The organism is Caldibacillus debilis DSM 16016 (assembly GCF_000383875.1).
In the GTDB taxonomy this organism is placed as follows: domain Bacteria; phylum Bacillota; class Bacilli; order Bacillales; family Caldibacillaceae; genus Caldibacillus; species Caldibacillus debilis.
In genome coordinates, this window is sequence record NZ_KB912902.1 from 62,379 (window position 1) to 79,548 (window position 17,170).

15 protein-coding genes are annotated in these 17,170 nt (G+C 53.0%); 4 read left to right on the forward strand and 11 right to left on the reverse strand.

Features of this window, described 5'->3' with window-relative positions:
* Window positions 1-500 precede the first annotated feature (500 nt).
* Entirely contained in the window at window positions 501-863 is a 363-nt protein-coding gene (locus tag A3EQ_RS0113245; protein ID WP_020155653.1) for a YugN family protein, read from the forward strand.
* 49 nt (window positions 864-912) lie between these two features.
* Here the strand turns inward: A3EQ_RS0113245 and A3EQ_RS0113250 are convergent, their stop codons facing one another.
* From A3EQ_RS0113250 to cyoE, 7 genes are all read right to left on the reverse strand, one after another.
* On the reverse strand, window positions 913-1,374 hold the full coding sequence (locus tag A3EQ_RS0113250) for a DUF420 domain-containing protein (RefSeq protein WP_020155654.1): 462 nt from the start codon (window positions 1,372-1,374) through the stop codon (window positions 913-915).
* A gap of 55 nt (window positions 1,375-1,429) precedes the next feature.
* Window positions 1,430-2,302 (reverse strand): cytochrome c oxidase assembly factor CtaG, encoded by an 873-nt coding sequence (ctaG, locus tag A3EQ_RS0113255; RefSeq protein ID WP_020155655.1) that lies wholly within the window; start codon window positions 2,300-2,302, stop codon window positions 1,430-1,432.
* 128 nt (window positions 2,303-2,430) lie between these two features.
* Entirely contained in the window at window positions 2,431-2,766 is a 336-nt protein-coding gene (gene ctaF / locus A3EQ_RS0113260; RefSeq protein WP_020155656.1) for a cytochrome c oxidase subunit IVB, read from the reverse strand.
* A gap of 3 nt (window positions 2,767-2,769) precedes the next feature.
* Window positions 2,770-3,399, reverse strand: coding sequence for a cytochrome (ubi)quinol oxidase subunit III (locus tag A3EQ_RS0113265; RefSeq protein ID WP_020155657.1), 630 nt, complete (start codon window positions 3,397-3,399; stop codon window positions 2,770-2,772).
* Between the two features lies 1 nt (window position 3,400).
* The gene (gene ctaD / locus A3EQ_RS0113270) at window positions 3,401-5,287 is read right to left on the reverse strand and encodes a cytochrome c oxidase subunit I (RefSeq protein WP_020155658.1); all 1,887 of its coding nucleotides are present in this window, start codon (window positions 5,285-5,287) and stop codon (window positions 3,401-3,403) included.
* 109 nt (window positions 5,288-5,396) lie between these two features.
* Window positions 5,397-6,467, reverse strand: a complete 1,071-nt coding sequence (gene coxB / locus A3EQ_RS0113275) for a cytochrome c oxidase subunit II (RefSeq protein WP_020155659.1) — start codon at window positions 6,465-6,467, stop codon at window positions 5,397-5,399.
* A gap of 132 nt (window positions 6,468-6,599) precedes the next feature.
* The gene (gene cyoE / locus A3EQ_RS0113280; RefSeq protein WP_020155660.1) at window positions 6,600-7,526 is read right to left on the reverse strand and encodes a heme o synthase; all 927 of its coding nucleotides are present in this window, start codon (window positions 7,524-7,526) and stop codon (window positions 6,600-6,602) included.
* A 346-nt stretch (window positions 7,527-7,872) separates the two neighbouring features.
* On the opposite strand from cyoE, the gene A3EQ_RS0113285 reads away from it, so the two are divergent.
* Window positions 7,873-8,811 carry a COX15/CtaA family protein gene (locus tag A3EQ_RS0113285; RefSeq protein ID WP_020155661.1) on the forward strand — a complete coding sequence of 313 codons (939 nt, stop codon included), beginning with the start codon at window positions 7,873-7,875 and terminating at the stop codon, window positions 8,809-8,811.
* A 145-nt stretch (window positions 8,812-8,956) separates the two neighbouring features.
* Here the strand turns inward: A3EQ_RS0113285 and pyc are convergent, their stop codons facing one another.
* The 4 genes from pyc to glsA all read right to left on the reverse strand — a co-directional run bounded on the left by pyc (window position 8,957) and on the right by glsA (window position 15,589).
* Window positions 8,957-12,397: a pyruvate carboxylase gene (pyc, locus tag A3EQ_RS0113295; protein WP_020155663.1), complete on the reverse strand. Its 3,441-nt coding sequence runs from the start codon at window positions 12,395-12,397 to the stop codon at window positions 8,957-8,959.
* Complete coding sequence (ftsW, locus tag A3EQ_RS0113300; RefSeq protein WP_020155664.1) at window positions 12,394-13,599, reverse strand: putative lipid II flippase FtsW; 1,206 nt, start codon at window positions 13,597-13,599, stop codon at window positions 12,394-12,396. Before ftsW ends, pyc begins: the two co-directional genes overlap by 4 nt.
* Window positions 13,600-13,758: 159 nt before the next feature.
* Window positions 13,759-14,043, reverse strand: coding sequence for a YlaN family protein (locus A3EQ_RS0113305; protein ID WP_020155665.1), 285 nt, complete (start codon window positions 14,041-14,043; stop codon window positions 13,759-13,761).
* Window positions 14,044-14,659: 616 nt separating this feature from the next.
* Window positions 14,660-15,589, reverse strand: coding sequence for a glutaminase A (gene glsA / locus A3EQ_RS0113320; RefSeq protein ID WP_020155668.1), 930 nt, complete (start codon window positions 15,587-15,589; stop codon window positions 14,660-14,662).
* Between the two features lie 247 nt (window positions 15,590-15,836).
* On the opposite strand from glsA, the gene A3EQ_RS0113325 reads away from it, so the two are divergent.
* Window positions 15,837-16,328, forward strand: coding sequence for a molybdopterin-binding protein (locus tag A3EQ_RS0113325; RefSeq protein ID WP_020155669.1), 492 nt, complete (start codon window positions 15,837-15,839; stop codon window positions 16,326-16,328).
* Window positions 16,329-16,427: 99 nt separating this feature from the next.
* The gene (locus A3EQ_RS0113330) at window positions 16,428-17,021 is read left to right on the forward strand and encodes a YhcN/YlaJ family sporulation lipoprotein (protein WP_020155670.1); all 594 of its coding nucleotides are present in this window, start codon (window positions 16,428-16,430) and stop codon (window positions 17,019-17,021) included.
* Window positions 17,022-17,170 lie beyond the last annotated feature (149 nt).

Genomic DNA, 17,170 nt, shown 5'->3' on the forward strand with positions numbered 1-17,170 from the left:
TCTAATCATTATACAAAAATAACGGAACATCGTCTTCTTTTCCCGGCCTTCCCCTTGCTATCGCTTTCTGGCCGCCCGCCGGCTCGTCCGGAGCATCCGCCAAAACCGCCGCATCAGCGGCAGCAAATTCTCTTTCCCTTCAACGGCTTCGCGGAACCCTTAGGATTTCATAGCAAAGAAGGCGCCTCCTTTGGAAGTGTTGCGGCGGACACTTTAACGGCAGGACGCCTTTTCTTTTTCCTGTCGGGTGATTCCGCACCGGGAAAATTTTACGCATACGGGACATTTTGTTGCAGGCTCCTTCTCTTTTTCGCCTGCGGGACGGATCCGGCGCCGGAAAAATTTTCCATATCCCGTTTCCGATGACCCGGCGGAAAAAAATTCCCCGTTTTTTCAATCCTTTTTCATTTCCATACATTGCAACATCGCCCGCAATCCACTATTATAATATGGAAGGAAATTCTATTATAACCGTTTCTATTGCCTGAGGAGGGAGAAAATTGCGCTTTGAAAACACCGGTCTGGAAAAATTCCGGGTCGACCTGAACAAACTGGACGAAATCTTGCCGAAACACGGGCTGATCCGCGCCGGGCAATGGGATTATGAAAGGGTTACATACGACCGGAAGTTCGATATCAAGGAAGGCATCTATTATTTGCGCGTGCAAGGCTATGCGACCGAAGGGGACGTGGGCGCCCACGACGCCTATATCCAGCTGTTGAAGCCGATTTTAGGGAAATATTACTATCCCCACGGTGTGGAATATGGCGATGATGAATATTTCCCGGAACGCCTGGTGGAAAAATGCAACCAGATCCTTGAAGAGGTAAAAAAGGATTTGGAGCCGTTCAATGAAGCATAAAAAAGCAAGCGTCAGCCGCGCTTGCTTTTTTCTTATGCTTTTTCCGATCCTAAAAGCCGAAGATGGCTTTGATTAAAGATGTGGTTTGTCCGCCCGGATAAAGGACATAAAGCAGGATGTAAACAACGACTCCGGTGCCGGCGGAAAAAAACCAAAGGATGCTGGTGACGGGGCCGATCTTCTTATGGCTGTCAAACCGTTCCCTGCTCGCCAGCCACAACGTCCGGATGCCGAGGACCGCGCCGAGAATGGCCAATACAATGTGAAAGATTAAAAACAGGAAGTAATAAGGCTTCAGATGGTCCGGCCCGCCGAAGGACGTATTGCCGACAAAGACGGTCCGGCCCAAATAAATGAGGAAGAAAAGGACGGCGAAAAGGGCGCCGAGCTTCATCATCCGTTCATGGGTCTGCCTGTCCTTCCGCTTGATGGCCCACACGCCGATGGCCACAAAGATGGCGCTCAGCACGATGCACGACGTGCTGATCGTCGGCAAGAGCGCAAGTTCCATGCCGTTCACCCCCTCTTCGTTTTCTCTCTATTTTTGAAAAGCCTTTCCCGAACCGTCACAAGCCCGGGTCAGGCTCCTCCGTTTCCTTCCGGTACCATTCTCTGAACACGTAAATCAAAACCGATCCGTAGATGATCTCCTGCAAGAGCTTCATGATGACGCCGCCCAGCTGCTGGTCATACAAAGGAGGCATGATTTGGAAAACTTCCGGGTCGATCGGCCCGAGGGAAGCCAGCATATCCGCGGGTACGCACAAATGGAGGGATTTAACCCATAATTCCCCGCTTAAGTACGTTTGATACAAAGGCTTTCCCGAAAAAATGATCAGGGCGCAGGCGGGAGTGAGCAGGATCGAATCCGCAATCAGGTAGGCAATCTTTTTCAGGCCCGACAATTCGCTTTCCTCTTCCACCCGGTTTACGAGGGGCCACCACATGATGATGGCGAAGAAAAACAACACCGCCGTGTACAATTCGTGATAGAACACGTTCGTCTTGACGAAGTCAAAAATAAACGGCACATGGTAAAAGGAGAACAGGCCGTTAAACAAAACGAGGGCCAAAATCGGTTTGGTGAAAAGCCGGAACGCCGGTTTGACAAAGGGAAGGCCGATGATCCTTTTCCACAGCCAATCGGGAACGGCGGCAATGAACAAGGGCGGCAGCAGCAGATACAATAAGGCCATTTGCACCATATGGAACGTGAACATGAGATGCCCGAGCAAATCGAGGGGCGATCCCTTAATGAGATACAACAATAAGACGGAAAAGACGAACAAAACCCCTTGTCTTTTGCTCAAGCCCTCCTCTTCCACACGCTTTTGATGCCTGAAAAGGAACGCAAAGTATAAAAGGGTCAAGAGGAGCAAAATGATGAAAAAATACGGGCTCCACAACGCCCGGAATCCAAATTGATCAAGTCTAAACAATGTATGTCACCTCGTCCCCGCCTCCCATTTCATTATACAAAGGAAATGCAGAACAAGCAAAGAACCGGAACCGGCAGCTTCCATGCGCCCGATATGAAAAACCCGGCGGATTCCCGCCGGGCAATCTATTACCACCAGACGATCGTGACCATGGCAAGCACGGTTAAAAATCCGGCAAATACGCCCCCGTAAAGGAAAAACTTCGGCAATTCATGCCCCTTATGGCTCATGTGCATGAAATAAAAGAGCTGAAAAAGAACTTGGATGACGGCCAAAAGGAGAATGAAGGGAACGACAAAATCCGGATGAAATTTGCCGGAACCGACGGCGACAAAAGCAAGGATGGTCAGAAAGATCATCAGCGTGAAGGAAACGACCTGATACCGCATTTCCTCCGCATTCTTTTTGCGCCGGTATTCATAGCTGATCCTCGCGTTCGATTTCTTGACGCCTTCCTGTGCCATTTTTCATCCCACCTTACCCATGAGATAGACGACGGTAAAGATAAACACCCAAACGACGTCGATGAAATGCCAATACAGGCTGGCCACGTAAAATTTGGGAGCGTTGTAAAGGTTCAGGCCGCGTTTCGCATTTCTTAAAAGCAGGGTGATGATCCACAAGAGCCCGAACAGCACGTGGGCGCCGTGGGTGCCGACCAGCGTGTAATAGGCTGAGCCGAAGGCGCTGCTCCGGAACGTATGATGAAATTCATGAACGTAATGGTTAAATTCGTAAATCTCTAAGGCAAGGAAGCCCGCGCCCAAAAGGACGGTGATGAAAAACCATGCCTGCATCTTTTTAAAATGGAAATTGCGCATATGGTAAATCGCATAGACGCTGGTCAAAGAACTGGTCAAGAGAAGCATCGTCATCACGAAAACGAGCGGCAGGCTGAACAGGTCCTTGGCCAAATAATGGGAATCATCGGGTACCTTGTCCTTTAAGGCCAAATAGGTGGCGAAGAGGGAAGCGAACAGGACCGTTTCGCCTCCCAGGAAGAGCCAGAACCCGATGAATTTATTTTTCCCGTCCAGGGTTTGTCTTTCGGGCAATTCCGGCCAGGTTTGCGGGGTAAATTTTTCCTCGACATTCATTTTACGCCTTGGCCCCCTTTTCCGTATCGTCGATCAAATCTTCTTTATGGATATGGTATCCGTAATCATCCTTGACGGAACGCAAGAACATTGTCCCGAAGGTGATGGCGAGGCCGATGATCAAGACCGGCAAGGCCCAAGGCTTCCCGTCTCCGACCTGGTTCAACGGGTTGTACATGGCCCCGAAGGCCGCGATGAAAAGCCCCAAGGAGATGATAAACGGCATGATGGAGTTGTTGGGCATATGGATGTCGCCCAAAGGTTCCGCGGGAGTCAGCTCTTTTCTCCCTTCCATTTTTTCCAGCCAATAGGCATCCAGCCCCCTGACGAGGGGAATCTGCTTAAAGTTGTAGAACGGCGGCGGCGAAGGCAACGCCCATTCGATCGTTCTGCCGTCTCCCCACGGGTCGTTCGGGGCCTTTTCTTTGCGCAGGGAAGAAACGACCACGTTGATCAGCAGCACGATGACCCCGATCGCCATCATAATCGCCCCGACGGAGCTGATGAAATTGTAAAGATCCCATCCTTGTCCGCCCAAGTAGCTGGCAACCCGCCGCGGCATGCCCAGCAGGCCGAGGAAATGCTGGACGAAGAAGGTCAGATGGAAACCGGTGAAAAAGAAGACGAAAGTAATGTAGCCCAATTTTTCGCTCAACATCTTGCCGAACATTTTCGGCCAATAGAAATGGGCTGCCGCGAAGATGGCAAAGACGACCCCGCCGAGAATGACGTAGTGGAAGTGGGCCACGATGAAATAGGAATCGTGCAATTGATAGTCCAGGGGAGCAGCGGCTTGCATGACCCCTGTGACCCCGCCGATGACGAAAGAGGGGATGAATCCGAGCGCCCAAAGCATCGGAACGGATATCCGGATGCTTCCGCCCCACATCGTCAGCAGCCAGTTGAAGATCTTAATGCCCGTCGGAACGGCGATGGCCATCGTCGCCACGGCAAAGATGGCGTTGGGGACGGGGCCCATCCCGGTCGTGAACATATGGTGCGCCCACACCATAAAGCCCAAAAACCCGATCAGCACCGTGGCGAACACCATGGATGAATATCCGAACAGCCGTTTCCGGGCAAAGGTCGGAATGATTTCAGAGAAAATGCCGAATGCCGGCAGGACCAGGATGTACACTTCCGGGTGGCCGAAAATCCAGAACAGGTGCTCCCAGATGATCGTGTTTCCGCCCATCGCCACATCGAAGAAGTGGCTGCCGAACAGCCGGTCGAACATCAGGAAAAAGATGCCGACGGTCAGCGGGGGAAACGCGAACAGGATCAGGGCGGAGGCCACGAAAGTCGTCCACGTAAAGAGCGGCATCCGCATAAAGGTCATGCCCGGCGCCCGCATGTTGATGATCGTAACCAAAAAGTTGATCCCGGAAATCAATGTTCCGAAACCGGAAATCTGCAAACCGAGCGTGTAAAAATCGATCCCGTGGCCCGGCGAGTGCAGCGACAGCGAAGCGTAGGAAGTCCATCCCGCATCGGGGGCTCCCCCCAAGAACCAGGACAGATTCAAGAACAAACCGCCGAACATGAACAGCCAGAAGCCCAGCGCGTTCAAGAAGGGAAAAGCCACGTCCCTCGCGCCGATTTGCAGCGGGACAACGGCGTTCATGAAGGCGAACAGGAGCGGCATGGCCGCCAGGAAGATCATCGTCGTCCCGTGCATCGTCATGATTTGGTTATACAGTTCTTCATTCAGGAGATCGTTCTCCGGTTTCATCAATTGCAAACGGATGAGCAGGGCCTCAACGCCGCCGAGCAGGAAGAAAAAACTTCCGCCGGCCAAATAAAGATGGGCGATTTTTTTATGGTCTACCGTGGTCAGGTACTCCCATAGACCCGCTCGAAACCCTTTTTTCACTGCGGCAGTCGCCAAAGTGAACCCTCCTTTGTGAAATGTTCCGTCGACGCATCAGGCAGTCCGAAAAGGTCCTGTCGGACGCCGATGTGCGAAACCGGGCCGGAGCCGGCCGCACACCGCGTCATCATTGAACCTTAAAGCTCATCAAATATTCGGCCAAGGCATCCAGTTCTTCCTCCGTGTACGGATCATGCGGGTAAACCATCAGGTTGCCCGGTTTGACCGCTTCCGGATCCTTCAGCCATTTCTTTATATTTTCCTTGTTGAATTCCAGAATGCCGGCCACCCTTGAACGGTTTCCGAAGTCGGCCAGGTTCGGTGCGGTCCTCGCCTTTTCCGGACGGGTATCCTTCGGAGTGACCGCATGGCAGGCCAGGCAGTTGTTTTCTTTGAACAGCCTTTCCCCTTCCTTGGCCAGCGGGGTTTCAGCCACCGGGGCTTTCGCGTTCTGCATCGCTTTTACCCAGCGGTCGAAATCCTCCCGGGGAATCGCTTTCACCTTGAAATCCATGTACGCGTGGGAAGGACCGCACAGTTCCGCACATTTTCCGTAGAACAGGTTGCCTGCCTCATCGGCTTTTTTCGAGTCGAAGACAAGGTAAAATTTGTTGACATTATCGGTATTTGCATCCATTTTTCCGCCCGCGGCGGGGATCCAGAAGGAGTGTTTCACATCGGAAGCCTTCAAGACGAAATAGACCTTTTCATCCGTGGGAACGACCAAATCCTGGGAGGTGACGATGCCCAAATCCGGGTACTCGAATTCCCACCAGTACAGGTTGGCGCGCACATTGACCACCAAGGCATCCCGGTTTCCCTCTTTATCCGTTTTTTCCATCCCTTTGACATCGGCCAATTTAAAGGTTTCCGCAATCGTAGGCCCGGCCAGGATCAGGAGGAGGAGGATCGGGATGATCGTCCACACGATTTCCAAAACATGGCTTCCTTCCACCTGTTTCGGGATCCGGTCTTCATTCCCTTTTTTCCTTCTGAAACGCAAAAGAACGATCAAATAGATGATGACGACAACCGAAACGACGAACACCATAATCGACGTAGCCAACAGCAGCAGGTTGAACTGCTTTTCCGCCACTTCGCCGGCGGGGCGCAATGCCGATAAATAGGGCTCGCCGCAGCCGGAAAGAAAGAGCGCCGCACAGGCGGATAAAAAGATCAGACGCCATTTTTTCATCATGTCACCAATCCCCTCTTTCGACAATGTTTCTGTAGCAAAGGGCCGCTCCAAAACCCCGTTTTCACCCTTTTTCACCGTGTCAATAGTGTTAATTCCCGATATGTAAAGGGGCTTGCCGGATGCAAACCCGCATTATAACAGAGGTGCGATCACCATGGAAACAAAGAGAATCGTCAAATAGTTCAGGGAGTACACAAACATCTTGGACGCCCACTGATTTTCGTTTCCCTTTTTGTATCCGACGAGTCCGAGAACAAACCATCCGATATTTAATATCGTTGCCAAAATCAGAAAGGGGATTCCCAAAGAATGCAAATAAAAGGGCAACGGCAGCAGGCAGAGGATCCAGACCATGATCTGCCTTTTCGTCATCGCCGTCCCGTAAACGACGGGGAGCATCGGGATGCCGGCTTTCCGGTATTCCTCCGACTTCCGCATCGCCAGGGCCAAAAAATGGGGCGGCTGCCAAATGAACATGATCAAAAACAAGACCCAGGCAGCGAAATGCAAATCGCTGTCGACCGCCGCCCAGCCGATCAGCGGAGGCATCGCGCCGGAAAAACTGCCGATGACCGTATTCAAAGTGTATTTCCGCTTCGTCCACATCGTATAGAGAAAGATGTAAATGAACGAACCGATCAAACCGAGGACGGCGGAAGTGACGGACGCCATCAGGAGAAAAAGGGTGCCAATGGCCAAAAAACTTAGTCCGAGACCGATGATGAACCTTGGGGAAAAGGATCCCGTCACCGTGGGGCGCCGTTTCGTCCTTGACATGAAGCGGTCGATGTCCCGGTCGAGATAATTGTTGATGATGCAGGAACCGGCGATCACGAGCCATACCCCGATCATGGCGAACACGATCTTGTCGAGATACTGCAATACATGGAAATCGGGATCGTTGTAAAAAACGGCAAGCCACAGCCCGGCGAAAGCGGTGATCGAATTGGAATGGACGATGCCGATCTTGATCAGCGCCAAAAAATCTTTCACGAATGTATTTTCCCTGCCTTTCTCTTCGGCCGGAGCCGTCCCGTAAAGGGTTTTCGGATGGCCCATCTGTCCTGTCCCCCCCTTCCTCCTGCAAATCTATGCCGAAAACGGACCTTTCGCGTCCCGGATCAAGTCCTTTTACCCTTCTCTTTATACATTAAACAAAAAAAAAGAAAATGCAAAAAGTTTTACAACAATATTTTTTGTCTAATTTGTGACAAAGGGGTTGAAAGACAAAAACCGCACATGTTTTCAATAAACCTTTTCCTCATCTATATTACTACCAGAGTTTCCATAAACTTTCAATACTTTTTTTAATATAATAATGCTGTTTTTAGGTTTATTACTTGTATAAAGGCGAATTGTTTTGTACGATAGTTCAAGATAATATTTTGCTAAGTGGGTGAATGCTTTGCAACCAAGGCTGAAATGGCTGGCGAACATCACGACCATCGGGATGCTGCTTGTCCTCCTCGGAGGGGCGTTGGTAACGAAGACCGAATCCGGCGACGGCTGCGGGGCGTCTTGGCCCCTCTGCAAAGGGAAATGGATCCCGGACGAAATAACGCCGCAACTGGTCATCGAGTTCTCCCACCGGGCCGTTTCCGGCATCGTGGGAATCCTCGTCCTTCTTTTGGCCTATTGGAGCTGGAAGCAAATCGGCCACATCCGGGAAACCAAATTTTTGGCCGTCGTTTCCGTCTTATTCCTTGTCCTGCAAAGCCTGATCGGCGCCGCGAGGGTGATCTGGGGGCAGTCGGATTACATATTGGCCGCCCATTTCGGCATTTCGCTCATCTCCTTTTCCGCCGTCCTCTTGCTCGCCATTTTAATCCATGAAATTGACAAAAAATTTGCGGCGGACCGGCTCATCCTTGACGGATTCATGAAAAAAAATACCGTCGCCGTTTCGGTTTACGCTTTTTTCGTCGTCTATACCGGCGCCCTCGTCCGCCACACCGGAGCGAGCATGATCTGTTCCGGCTGGCCGCTCTGCCGCGGCCGCCTGGAGTTTCCGGGCAACCTTTTTGAATGGGTGCAAATGGGGCACCGTTTCGCGGCGGGGCTGCTCTACCTTTGGATCTTCGCCATCATGCTTTACGGCATCCGCCGCTACAAGGACAAGCCGGTTATCTATTACGGCTGGATCATCGCCTTCCTCCTGGCCAGCCTGCAAGTTTTATCCGGCGCGCTGATCATCTTTACCAAGCTGAACCTGTTCATCGCATTGATGCACGCCCTGTTCATTTCCTGCCTTTTCGGGCTGATCACCTATTTCTTGCTGCTCGTCTACCGGAGCCGGTTGAACGAGATGAAAAACGCCGGCCCTCCGGTCAACCTTTCCCGCTGAACGCGCCGAAAGGGCTGCAGGAAGTTTCCCTGCAGCCCCTTTTGTTTGCGCCAAGAAAGGCGAACCGCGCGAGTCCGCCTTTCCGGCCTTTCTTTCCCGGCGGCAAACCGATCCCGCACCCGGCGCAGATCCATGAAACGGCCCCTCATTTTTCCTTTTCCAATTCGATCAGCAAATCCCCCTGTTTTACCGAATCCCCGTTTCCGGCGTGGATTTCTTTCACCGTCCCCGTAAACGGCGCCTGGACGGTGGTTTCCATTTTCATCGATTCGATGATCAGCAGATGATCCCCTTTGAACACTTTATCGTTTTTGTCGACGAGAACCTTCAAGACGACCCCGGGCATCATGGCGGCGATATGGCTTTCATTGGCCGGATCGGCTTTGATCCGCTCTTTTACGTCCGTTTGCACGCTTTCGTCTTTCACGACGATTTCCCGGGGCTGGCCGTTCAGTTCAAAGTAGACGATCCGCGTCCCGTCCTTCTGGGGCTGGCCGATCGATACAAGCTTGACGATCAACGTTTTCCCCTTCTCGATCACCACCTCGATCTCTTCGCCGATCTTCATCCCGCAGAAGAAGGTCTGGGTGTCCAAAACGGACAAATTGCCGAATTTCTTCAAGCTTTCGGCGTAGTCGAGGAACACCTTCGGATACATGGCATAGGACAGCAAATCCCGCTTTTCCGGCTCCCTGTCGAGGACGGGCCGGAGGGTTTTCTTCACTTCTTCAAAATCGACCGGCTCCAACAGCTCGCCCGCCCTTTTCGGAAGCGGTTTTTTATCCTTCAATATCGCCTTCTGCAGCTCCTTGGGGAAGCCTCCGGGGGGAATGCCGATATACCCTTGGAAAAACTCGACGACCGAATTCGGGAAGTCGAGGGAATCGGCCTTTTCGATGATGTCCTCCTCGTTCAAATCGTTTTGCACCATGAACAGGGCCATATCCCCCACGACCTTCGAGGAAGGGGTCACCTTGACGATGTCGCCGAAAAGGAAATTGACCCGTTTATACATATCGAGGATTTCTTCCCAACGGTCGAGGAGCCCGACCGCCTTGGCCTGCTGCTGCAGATTGCTGTATTGGCCCCCGGGCATCTCGTGATCGTACACTTCCGGATGGGGGGCGAGCATCCCGCTTTCGAAATGGCGGTAATATTTCCGCACATCTTCCCAATAATGGGAGATCTGATTCAGGGCTGCCATGGACAGTTTCGGCCTTCGATCCGACCCTTCCAAAGCATACATCAAGGTGTTGATGCTCGGCTGGGAAGTCAGCCCGGACATGGCATTGATCGCCGTGTCGATGATGTCGACGCCCGCTTCGCAGGCACGGACATACATGTAAATGCCGTTTCCGCTCGTATCGTGGGTATGGAGATGGATCGGGATGTCCACCGTTTCCTTCAGCTCTGAAATGAGCCGGTAGGCGGCCTCCGGTTTCAACAGCCCGGCCATATCTTTGATGGCCAAAATATGGGCGCCCAGGTTCTCCAATTCCTTGGCGAGATCCTTGTAATACCGGATATCGTATTTCGGCCTCGCCGGATCGAGGATGTCCCCGGTGTAACAGATGGCCGCTTCGGCAACCTTGCCCGCATCCCGCACCGCTTGAATGGCCACTTCCATTCCCTTTACCCAGTTCAGGCTGTCGAAGATGCGGAAAATGTCCATGCCCGCTTCCGCGGCATAGGCGATGAATTCCTTGATGACGTTGTCGGGATAATTGGTGTACCCGACCGCGTTGGAACCGCGGAACAGCATCTGGAAAAGGATGTTGGGGATCTTTTTCCTCAACAGCTGCAGCCGTTCCCACGGATCTTCTTTCAAGAAGCGCAAGGCCACGTCGAAGGTGGCGCCCCCCCACATCTCCAGCGAAAACAGCTCGGGGAGAAGGACGGCGGTCGGTTCCGCCGCCCGGAGGAGGTCTATCGTCCGGACCCTTGTCGCCAACAGGGACTGATGGGCATCCCTGAAGGTGGTGTCGGTGATCAGCACTTCCTTTTGCTCTTTTATCCAGCGGACAAGGCCTTCCGGCCCTTCCCGGTCCAGAATTTGTTTCGTACCGGAAAGCCTGGAGAGGTCCTTTTTCCCGACCTCGGGCACCCGGGGAGGCGGATAGTCCCCCTTCTCCACCTTCCCGATCCCCGGAAACCCGTTGACCGTCACGTTGGCGATATAGCTGAGCATTTTGTTGCCGCGGTCAAGCCTCTTGGCAAATTCGAACAGCTCCGGCGTCGTGTCCACGAAGGTGGTGTCGATTTCCCCGGCGAGGAATTTCGGATGCTGGACCACGTTTTCCAAAAAAGGAATGTTCGTCTTGATCCCCCTTATCCGGAATTCTTGTAAATTTCTGACCATTTTCGCTACTGCGCTTTCAAAGGTCAATCCCCATGTGGAAAGTTTCAATAAAAGGGAGTCGTAATAAGGGGTGATCACCGCCCCCTGATAGGCGTTCCCCGTGTCGATCCGCACCCCGAACCCGCCGCCGGTCCGGTACGCGTTGATCCGCCCCGTGTCGGGCAAAAACCCGTTCAGGGGATCTTCCGTCGTGATCCGGCACTGGATGGCATAGCCGTTCAGCTTCACGTCCTCTTGGCTGCGGATGCCGATTTTTTCGTTTTTCAACGTGTACCCTTCGGCGATCAGGATCTGCGCCTGGACGATGTCGATGCCGGTGATGAGCTCAGTGATGGTGTGTTCCACCTGGATGCGCGGATTCACTTCAATGAAGTAAAAATCATTGCCGGAAACGAGAAATTCCACCGTGCCCGCGTTGGTATAGCCCGTTGAACGCATCAGCCTGACGGCGCTGTCGCAGATCCGCCGGCGGAGCTCCGGGGACAGCTTGACGGCGGGCGCGATCTCCACGATTTTTTGATGGCGGCGCTGGACGGAACAATCCCTTTCGTACAAATGGACGATGTTGCCGTGCCGGTCGGCCAGAATTTGCACTTCAATATGCTTCGGTTTCTCCAAATATTTTTCCACATAGACCTCGCCGCTCCCGAAGGCCGACTTGGCTTCGGACTTGGCCCTTTCAAAGGCGTCCTTCAACTCCGATTCGTCCCTGACGATCCGCATCCCCCGGCCGCCGCCGCCCAATGCCGCCTTGATGATGATCGGGTATCCGCAGTCCCGGGCAAAATCCCGGATCTCCTCCAACGTCTGCACTTCTTTGCCGGGAACGACGGGAATATTGGCCTTTTCCGCATACTTCCGGGCCTTGACCTTGTCCCCGAAGATTTCGAGCTGCTCCGGTTCCGGGCCGATAAATAAAATCCCCTCTTCCCGGCAGCGCCTGGCGAATTGGATATTTTCCGACAGGAAGCCGTAGCCGGGATGAATGGCGTCGATCTCATTTTCCTTGGCGATTTTGATGATCCCCTCGATATCCAGATAGGCCTCGATCGGTTTTTTCCCTTCGCCGACCAAATAGGCTTCATCCGCCTTGTACCGATGGTAGGAACGGGAATCCTCCTTCGAATAGATGGCGACGGTGCGGATGTTCAATTCCGTGCATGCCCGGAAGACCCGGATGGCGATTTCCCCACGGTTGGCAACCAGGCATTTGTTGATCTTTCTCATCTCCCATACACCCTTTCCCTGAACTTGAAAAGCGATCCCTGTTCTTTCCGCTTTTTGGCATGTTTTCTTTCATAATTGGTAAACATGGCAACGTTCATCAATATGCCCATGGCCATGCCCAGCATGAGCAGGGATGAACCGCCGTAGCTGACGAAGGGGAGGGTGACCCCGGTAATCGGGATCAGCCCGGATACCCCGCCCAGGTTGATGAAGGCCTGAATGCCGATCATCCCCGATATCCCGAAGGCAAGCAGGCTGCCGAAAGGATCCCGGCAGCGGAGCCCGATGAATATCCCCCGCAAAACGATGTAAGCCAAAGAGCCGATGACAAAAAGGACGCCGAAAACCCCCAATTCTTCCGCGATGATCGCCATGATGAAGTCCGTATGGGCTTCCGGCAAATAGCCCAGTTTTTGGATGCTTCTCCCGAGCCCGAGCCCTTTCCATCCGCCGGAGCCGATGGCCAAATAGGAGTTGACCAGCTGATGGCCTTCACCCTGTTCATAGGCGAAGGGATCGAGGTATCCGTAAATCCTTCCGAGTCGCTCCTCGGAAAAGATGACATCCCGTTTCGCCAAAATGATCGGGGAAAAAACGACGGCCAATACCGCAAAAATCATGACGAGCCGGAAAATATTTTTCCATCCCATCCCGGAACAAAAAATGATGACGGCGCCGGTAAAGAAGATGATGATGGCCGTTCCGATGTCCGGCTGCACGGCCGTCAAGAAACAGGACAGGATCAAAAAGACGAGCGGCGGAGCCACCGCCTTGTTAAAATCATGGATATACGACTGTTTTTTCGCATAGACGGCGGCCAAATAGATGATTACCGCCAGCTTGACGAATTCCGAAGGCTGGATGCTTCTCGTGCCGAGCATGAACCAGCTCTGGGCGTTGTTGACCACATTCCCGAAAAAAAAGAGGCTCAACAAGGCAAACAAAGACAGGAGGACCATCGGGACCAAAAATTTGTTGCTTTTATACAGCTTGTATGGAACCGCGGCAAAAAGCAAAAACACGAAAAAGGAAAGAAGAAAATTCACTGTTTGTTTGTGAAAAAAATAATCGCTTTCTTCCCCGTAAATTTGGACGGCGATGACCATGCTCGAGCTGTAGACCATGACCAGCCCGAAAACCGAAAGGATCAGGTAAACGAACAGGAGCGAATAATCATAGGATCTGAGGATTTTTTTGACCATTTTCCTTCCTGCCTTTAATTATGTTATACATTTTATCAAAAAATATCAATATAGTATATAACAATTTAATAAAAAAATAAAAAAGTATGGCACTTTTAAGAAGCTTATAATAAAAAACCCAAACAATTGTTAAACAACTGTTTGAGCTTTGGCTTTCCGTTATTTTTTCAGGGTTGCCTCCCGCAGTTCCGTAAGGCTCCTTTCCACCGACCCGAGGATTTCTTTCCCTTCCTTTTCGTCGATCAGTCCAAGCCGTACGGCGAAATCTATTTCACGGGACAACCCGAACATTTGGGTATCCAAAACCTCTTCGTATAAGGGGCACTGGGGCATCGTTAAGTGATCCAACTGAACTTGTATCAATTTAAAAATTTTTTCCGCATCTTCTTTCAAAAGCGTATACGCCCTCTCCCGAAAATCCACTTTCAGCTGAGACGCCACCATTATCCCTCCCTCACAGGAAAACAAGACCATTCTTCTTAAAATTCTACAGTTTATATAAGAAAAATGCAAGGAAATTCACGACCGGCATTACCTTTCCCGTTCGCCGGCAAGGAACGGAAATGATGGAAAAGGACCGGCCCCTCCGTCACGGACATCTGAAGAAACCGCCTGGAAATCTCCGCAAATCTCGGCAACCGGACCCTGCAGAGCGGCCGGCCGCCGAGGGCGGCAGTGCCGGGAGGATTGCCGGGTTTATTCCTGCAGGGGTGCGTTTTTTTCCGGATGGCGGCCTTTTTAGCTGACCCATTTTTTCCCTTCCGGACAAAAATTTGCTCATGGGGCGCCGGTCATCGGAATGCCGGGCTTTTCCGGTGCCGGACATTTTTTCACGGCCGGACCAGCCGGCGGAATCAGCGGACGGTGCGCGGAAGAAAGCCAAAACCGCTGCGGGAGGTTTTACCCAAAAAGGGGGGACAAAGGGATCTCAAAGAACGACGGCCATCATCCCCCGGATCGCGGACGGTGCGCTCCCGGCGGAAAAGGCGGGGCGTTCCCGACCGCTTCCCGCCGCCCCGAAGGCAAGGGCCCGGCGGACGGCCGGACCGGTTTGCAGGATTCAATAGATGCCGATTCGGTATTCTTGGTTCAGCAACTCTAAAAATTTCCATCCGCCCAGGCTGTTCCCCTTTTCATCGAGCCCCGGGGAATAGACGCCGATGCCCAGCCTGCCGGGGATGACGGCCATGATGCAGCCGGACACCCCGCTTTTGGCGGGCACGCCGGCCTTGACGGCGAACTTCCCCGAGGCATTGTACATGCCGCAGGACGCCATCAGCGCCCGGCAAATACGGGCGGTTTTTTCCGAGATGAGCCCCTTCCCGGTTTCCGGATCGCGTCCGCCTCCCGCAAAAACGGCGCCGATCCTCGCCAAAAGCAGACAATCCATTTCTAGGGCGCATTGCCGGGAATAGAGGGCGATCAATTCTTCCACATCCCCTTCGATGATCCCGTGCTGTTTCAGAAAATAACAGAAGGAACGGTTTAAAAAGGCGTGTTCATACTCCGATTCGGCCACTTCCCGGTTGAAGGCGATTTCCTTTCCCGCCAGCCTCCGGACGAAGGCCTGAAAAAGGGCCCATTTTTCCTCCAAATCTTTTCCCTCGGCAAGGCCCGTGACCGCAAGGGCCCCCGCGTTGACCAAAGGATTGGGGGGCATGGCGTAGGCGTCGAACTGGAGATTTTCCAGGGAATGAAAAGGTTCGCCCGTCGGTTCCATGCCCACCTTGGAAAACAGCCTTTCCTCCCCCTTCTGCTCCAGCACATAGGCGAGCATGAAAACCTTCGAAACGCTCTGCAGGGTGAATGCCGCCGGCCGGTCCCCGGCGGTCCGGCTTAACCCGTCCACGGTGAACAAGGCCGCGGAAAAAACTTCCGGATCCGCCCCGCTTAAGGCCGGAATGTAAGCGGCCGTCTTCCCTTGTTTTGCCCATGGTCTGGCCCTTTCCGCAAGTCCCTCCAGCACGCCGGGGGCCAAAAGTCTGTCCATCGGATCACCTCCGAGAAAGAGTTCTCCGCTTTGACGGAAGCGGGACAAAAGCGGCGGAGACAGGATGCGGACATCTTTGTATCCGGCGGGATGCCCGTCCCTTTTATCATTCCCATTTATGTTTTCCGTGCATTCGTCCCCTTTTCCATGTATACTTCTCTTAGGCGCCCATGCCGTTGCCGCGGCGCGCCTCAGCAAAGGGAAGCCGCGGCCGGCATTTGGGGCAGACGGAAAAGGGGTGTTGTCCATGATTTTGCAGATCAAGGGAAAAGTGAAGTTTACGATCACGCTGGATCCTGGGGTATGGATCTTTGACGATCGCCGGGTCGATCTATTGACCTATTTCGACAAAAACGAACCGATCTTTTCCAAGGAAGAGGAGGAAGAGAAAAAGACGGCCAAATATTGGGAACGGGAGATCCAGGAAGGGTCCGTCTCTCCGCCGACGTTGAAGACGGAGCGGAAATTTGAGAAGATGAAGGTCTTGACGGGAACCTTCGGCATCCCCTTCCGGCCTTTTCTGAATAACGCCGAACCGCTGCCCGAGGCAAAAGCCGTAACCGTCCAATCCAAAGACGGAGACGTGACCGTCTCCCTGGACCAAGCGATGGAATTCATCCTCGGTTTTTCCAAAGAAGGAAAGCCTTTAAGGGAAGACGGCCCGGTCCACGTCTATTTCGGCGACGGTTCCAACCGGGACCGTCCGATAAAAAACGTGACCGGCTTCATCGTCGAATAGCGCGTCCCTCGCCCCGCGACCCGGGGCGCTTTTTTATGCATAAATCCGGGCATCTTCCGCAAAATAAAAGAAACAAGGCGGAAGGCGAGGGAACAACCGGTGAAAAATCGCATCCTTTTCTTGTCATTTCTTTTTCTGCTCCTTTCCTCCGGCTGCATGGGAGGAAATAACGCCCCGGAGAAACAAGGCTATTTCCCTGTGAAAAACCGGACGGAAAACACGGGGGAAACCGTGAACGAAAACAGGGAGGAAAATGTAAAAACCGCGGATCATTTGGCGGAATTGGCAGAGGCAGTCAATGGCGTCAAAAATGCCAGGGCCGTCGTCTTGGGCCGTTTTGCCGTCGTCGGGATTGATGTGGACAAGGATTTGGAAAGATCCGAAGTCGGCACGATCAAATACGCGGTCGCAAAAGTCCTGAGAAACGATCCCCGGGGAGCCAATGCCGTTATCGTCGCCGACCCGGACCTGAACGCGAGGCTGGATGAAATGCGGAAGGATATTATCGACGGCAGGCCGGTCAATGGGATCATGGAGGAATTGGCGGACATCGTCGGCCGGGTGATGCCGGAGGTGCCCGGCGATCTGGATAAGCCGGTGCCGAAGGACCCGGCGAAACGGGAAAAGGAAACACCGAACGACGGGGATAGGCAAAATCCGGGCAACGGTCAGGAACGAAGCCGACAGGAATAAATGAAAAGGACGGACCGGCGGCCTCGCCGGAGGACCGGGAGGGCGCAAGAAGGGCACTTGATCCGCATCTGCTAAAGGCGGAGGACGGCGGCTTTTGTTTCCGGCTTTTTTTCTCTGCATCCGGCTTCTTTATGCTATACTATTTCCAT

Coding starts and splice junctions, on each gene's coding strand:
- A3EQ_RS0113250 (WP_020155654.1), bottom strand. CDS start 1,374: ATGGAACTTGCGCTCTTGCCGACGATCAGCACGTCGTGCATCGTGCTG.
- ctaF (WP_020155656.1), bottom strand. CDS start 2,766: ATGGCACAGGAAGGCGTCAAGAAATCGAACGCGAGGATCAGCTATGAA.
- A3EQ_RS0113265 (WP_020155657.1), bottom strand. CDS start 3,399: ATGAATGTCGAGGAAAAATTTACCCCGCAAACCTGGCCGGAATTGCCC.
- coxB (WP_020155659.1), bottom strand. CDS start 6,467: ATGATGAAAAAATGGCGTCTGATCTTTTTATCCGCCTGTGCGGCGCTC.
- cyoE (WP_020155660.1), bottom strand. CDS start 7,526: ATGGGCCATCCGAAAACCCTTTACGGGACGGCTCCGGCCGAAGAGAAA.
- pyc (WP_020155663.1), bottom strand. CDS start 12,397: ATGAGAAAGATCAACAAATGCCTGGTTGCCAACCGTGGGGAAATCGCC.
- ftsW (WP_020155664.1), bottom strand. CDS start 13,599: ATGGTCAAAAAAATCCTCAGATCCTATGATTATTCGCTCCTGTTCGTT.
- A3EQ_RS0113305 (WP_020155665.1), bottom strand. CDS start 14,043: ATGGTGGCGTCTCAGCTGAAAGTGGATTTTCGGGAGAGGGCGTATACG.
- glsA (WP_020155668.1), bottom strand. CDS start 15,589: ATGGACAGACTTTTGGCCCCCGGCGTGCTGGAGGGACTTGCGGAAAGG.
- A3EQ_RS0113325 (WP_020155669.1), top strand. CDS start 15,837: ATGATTTTGCAGATCAAGGGAAAAGTGAAGTTTACGATCACGCTGGAT.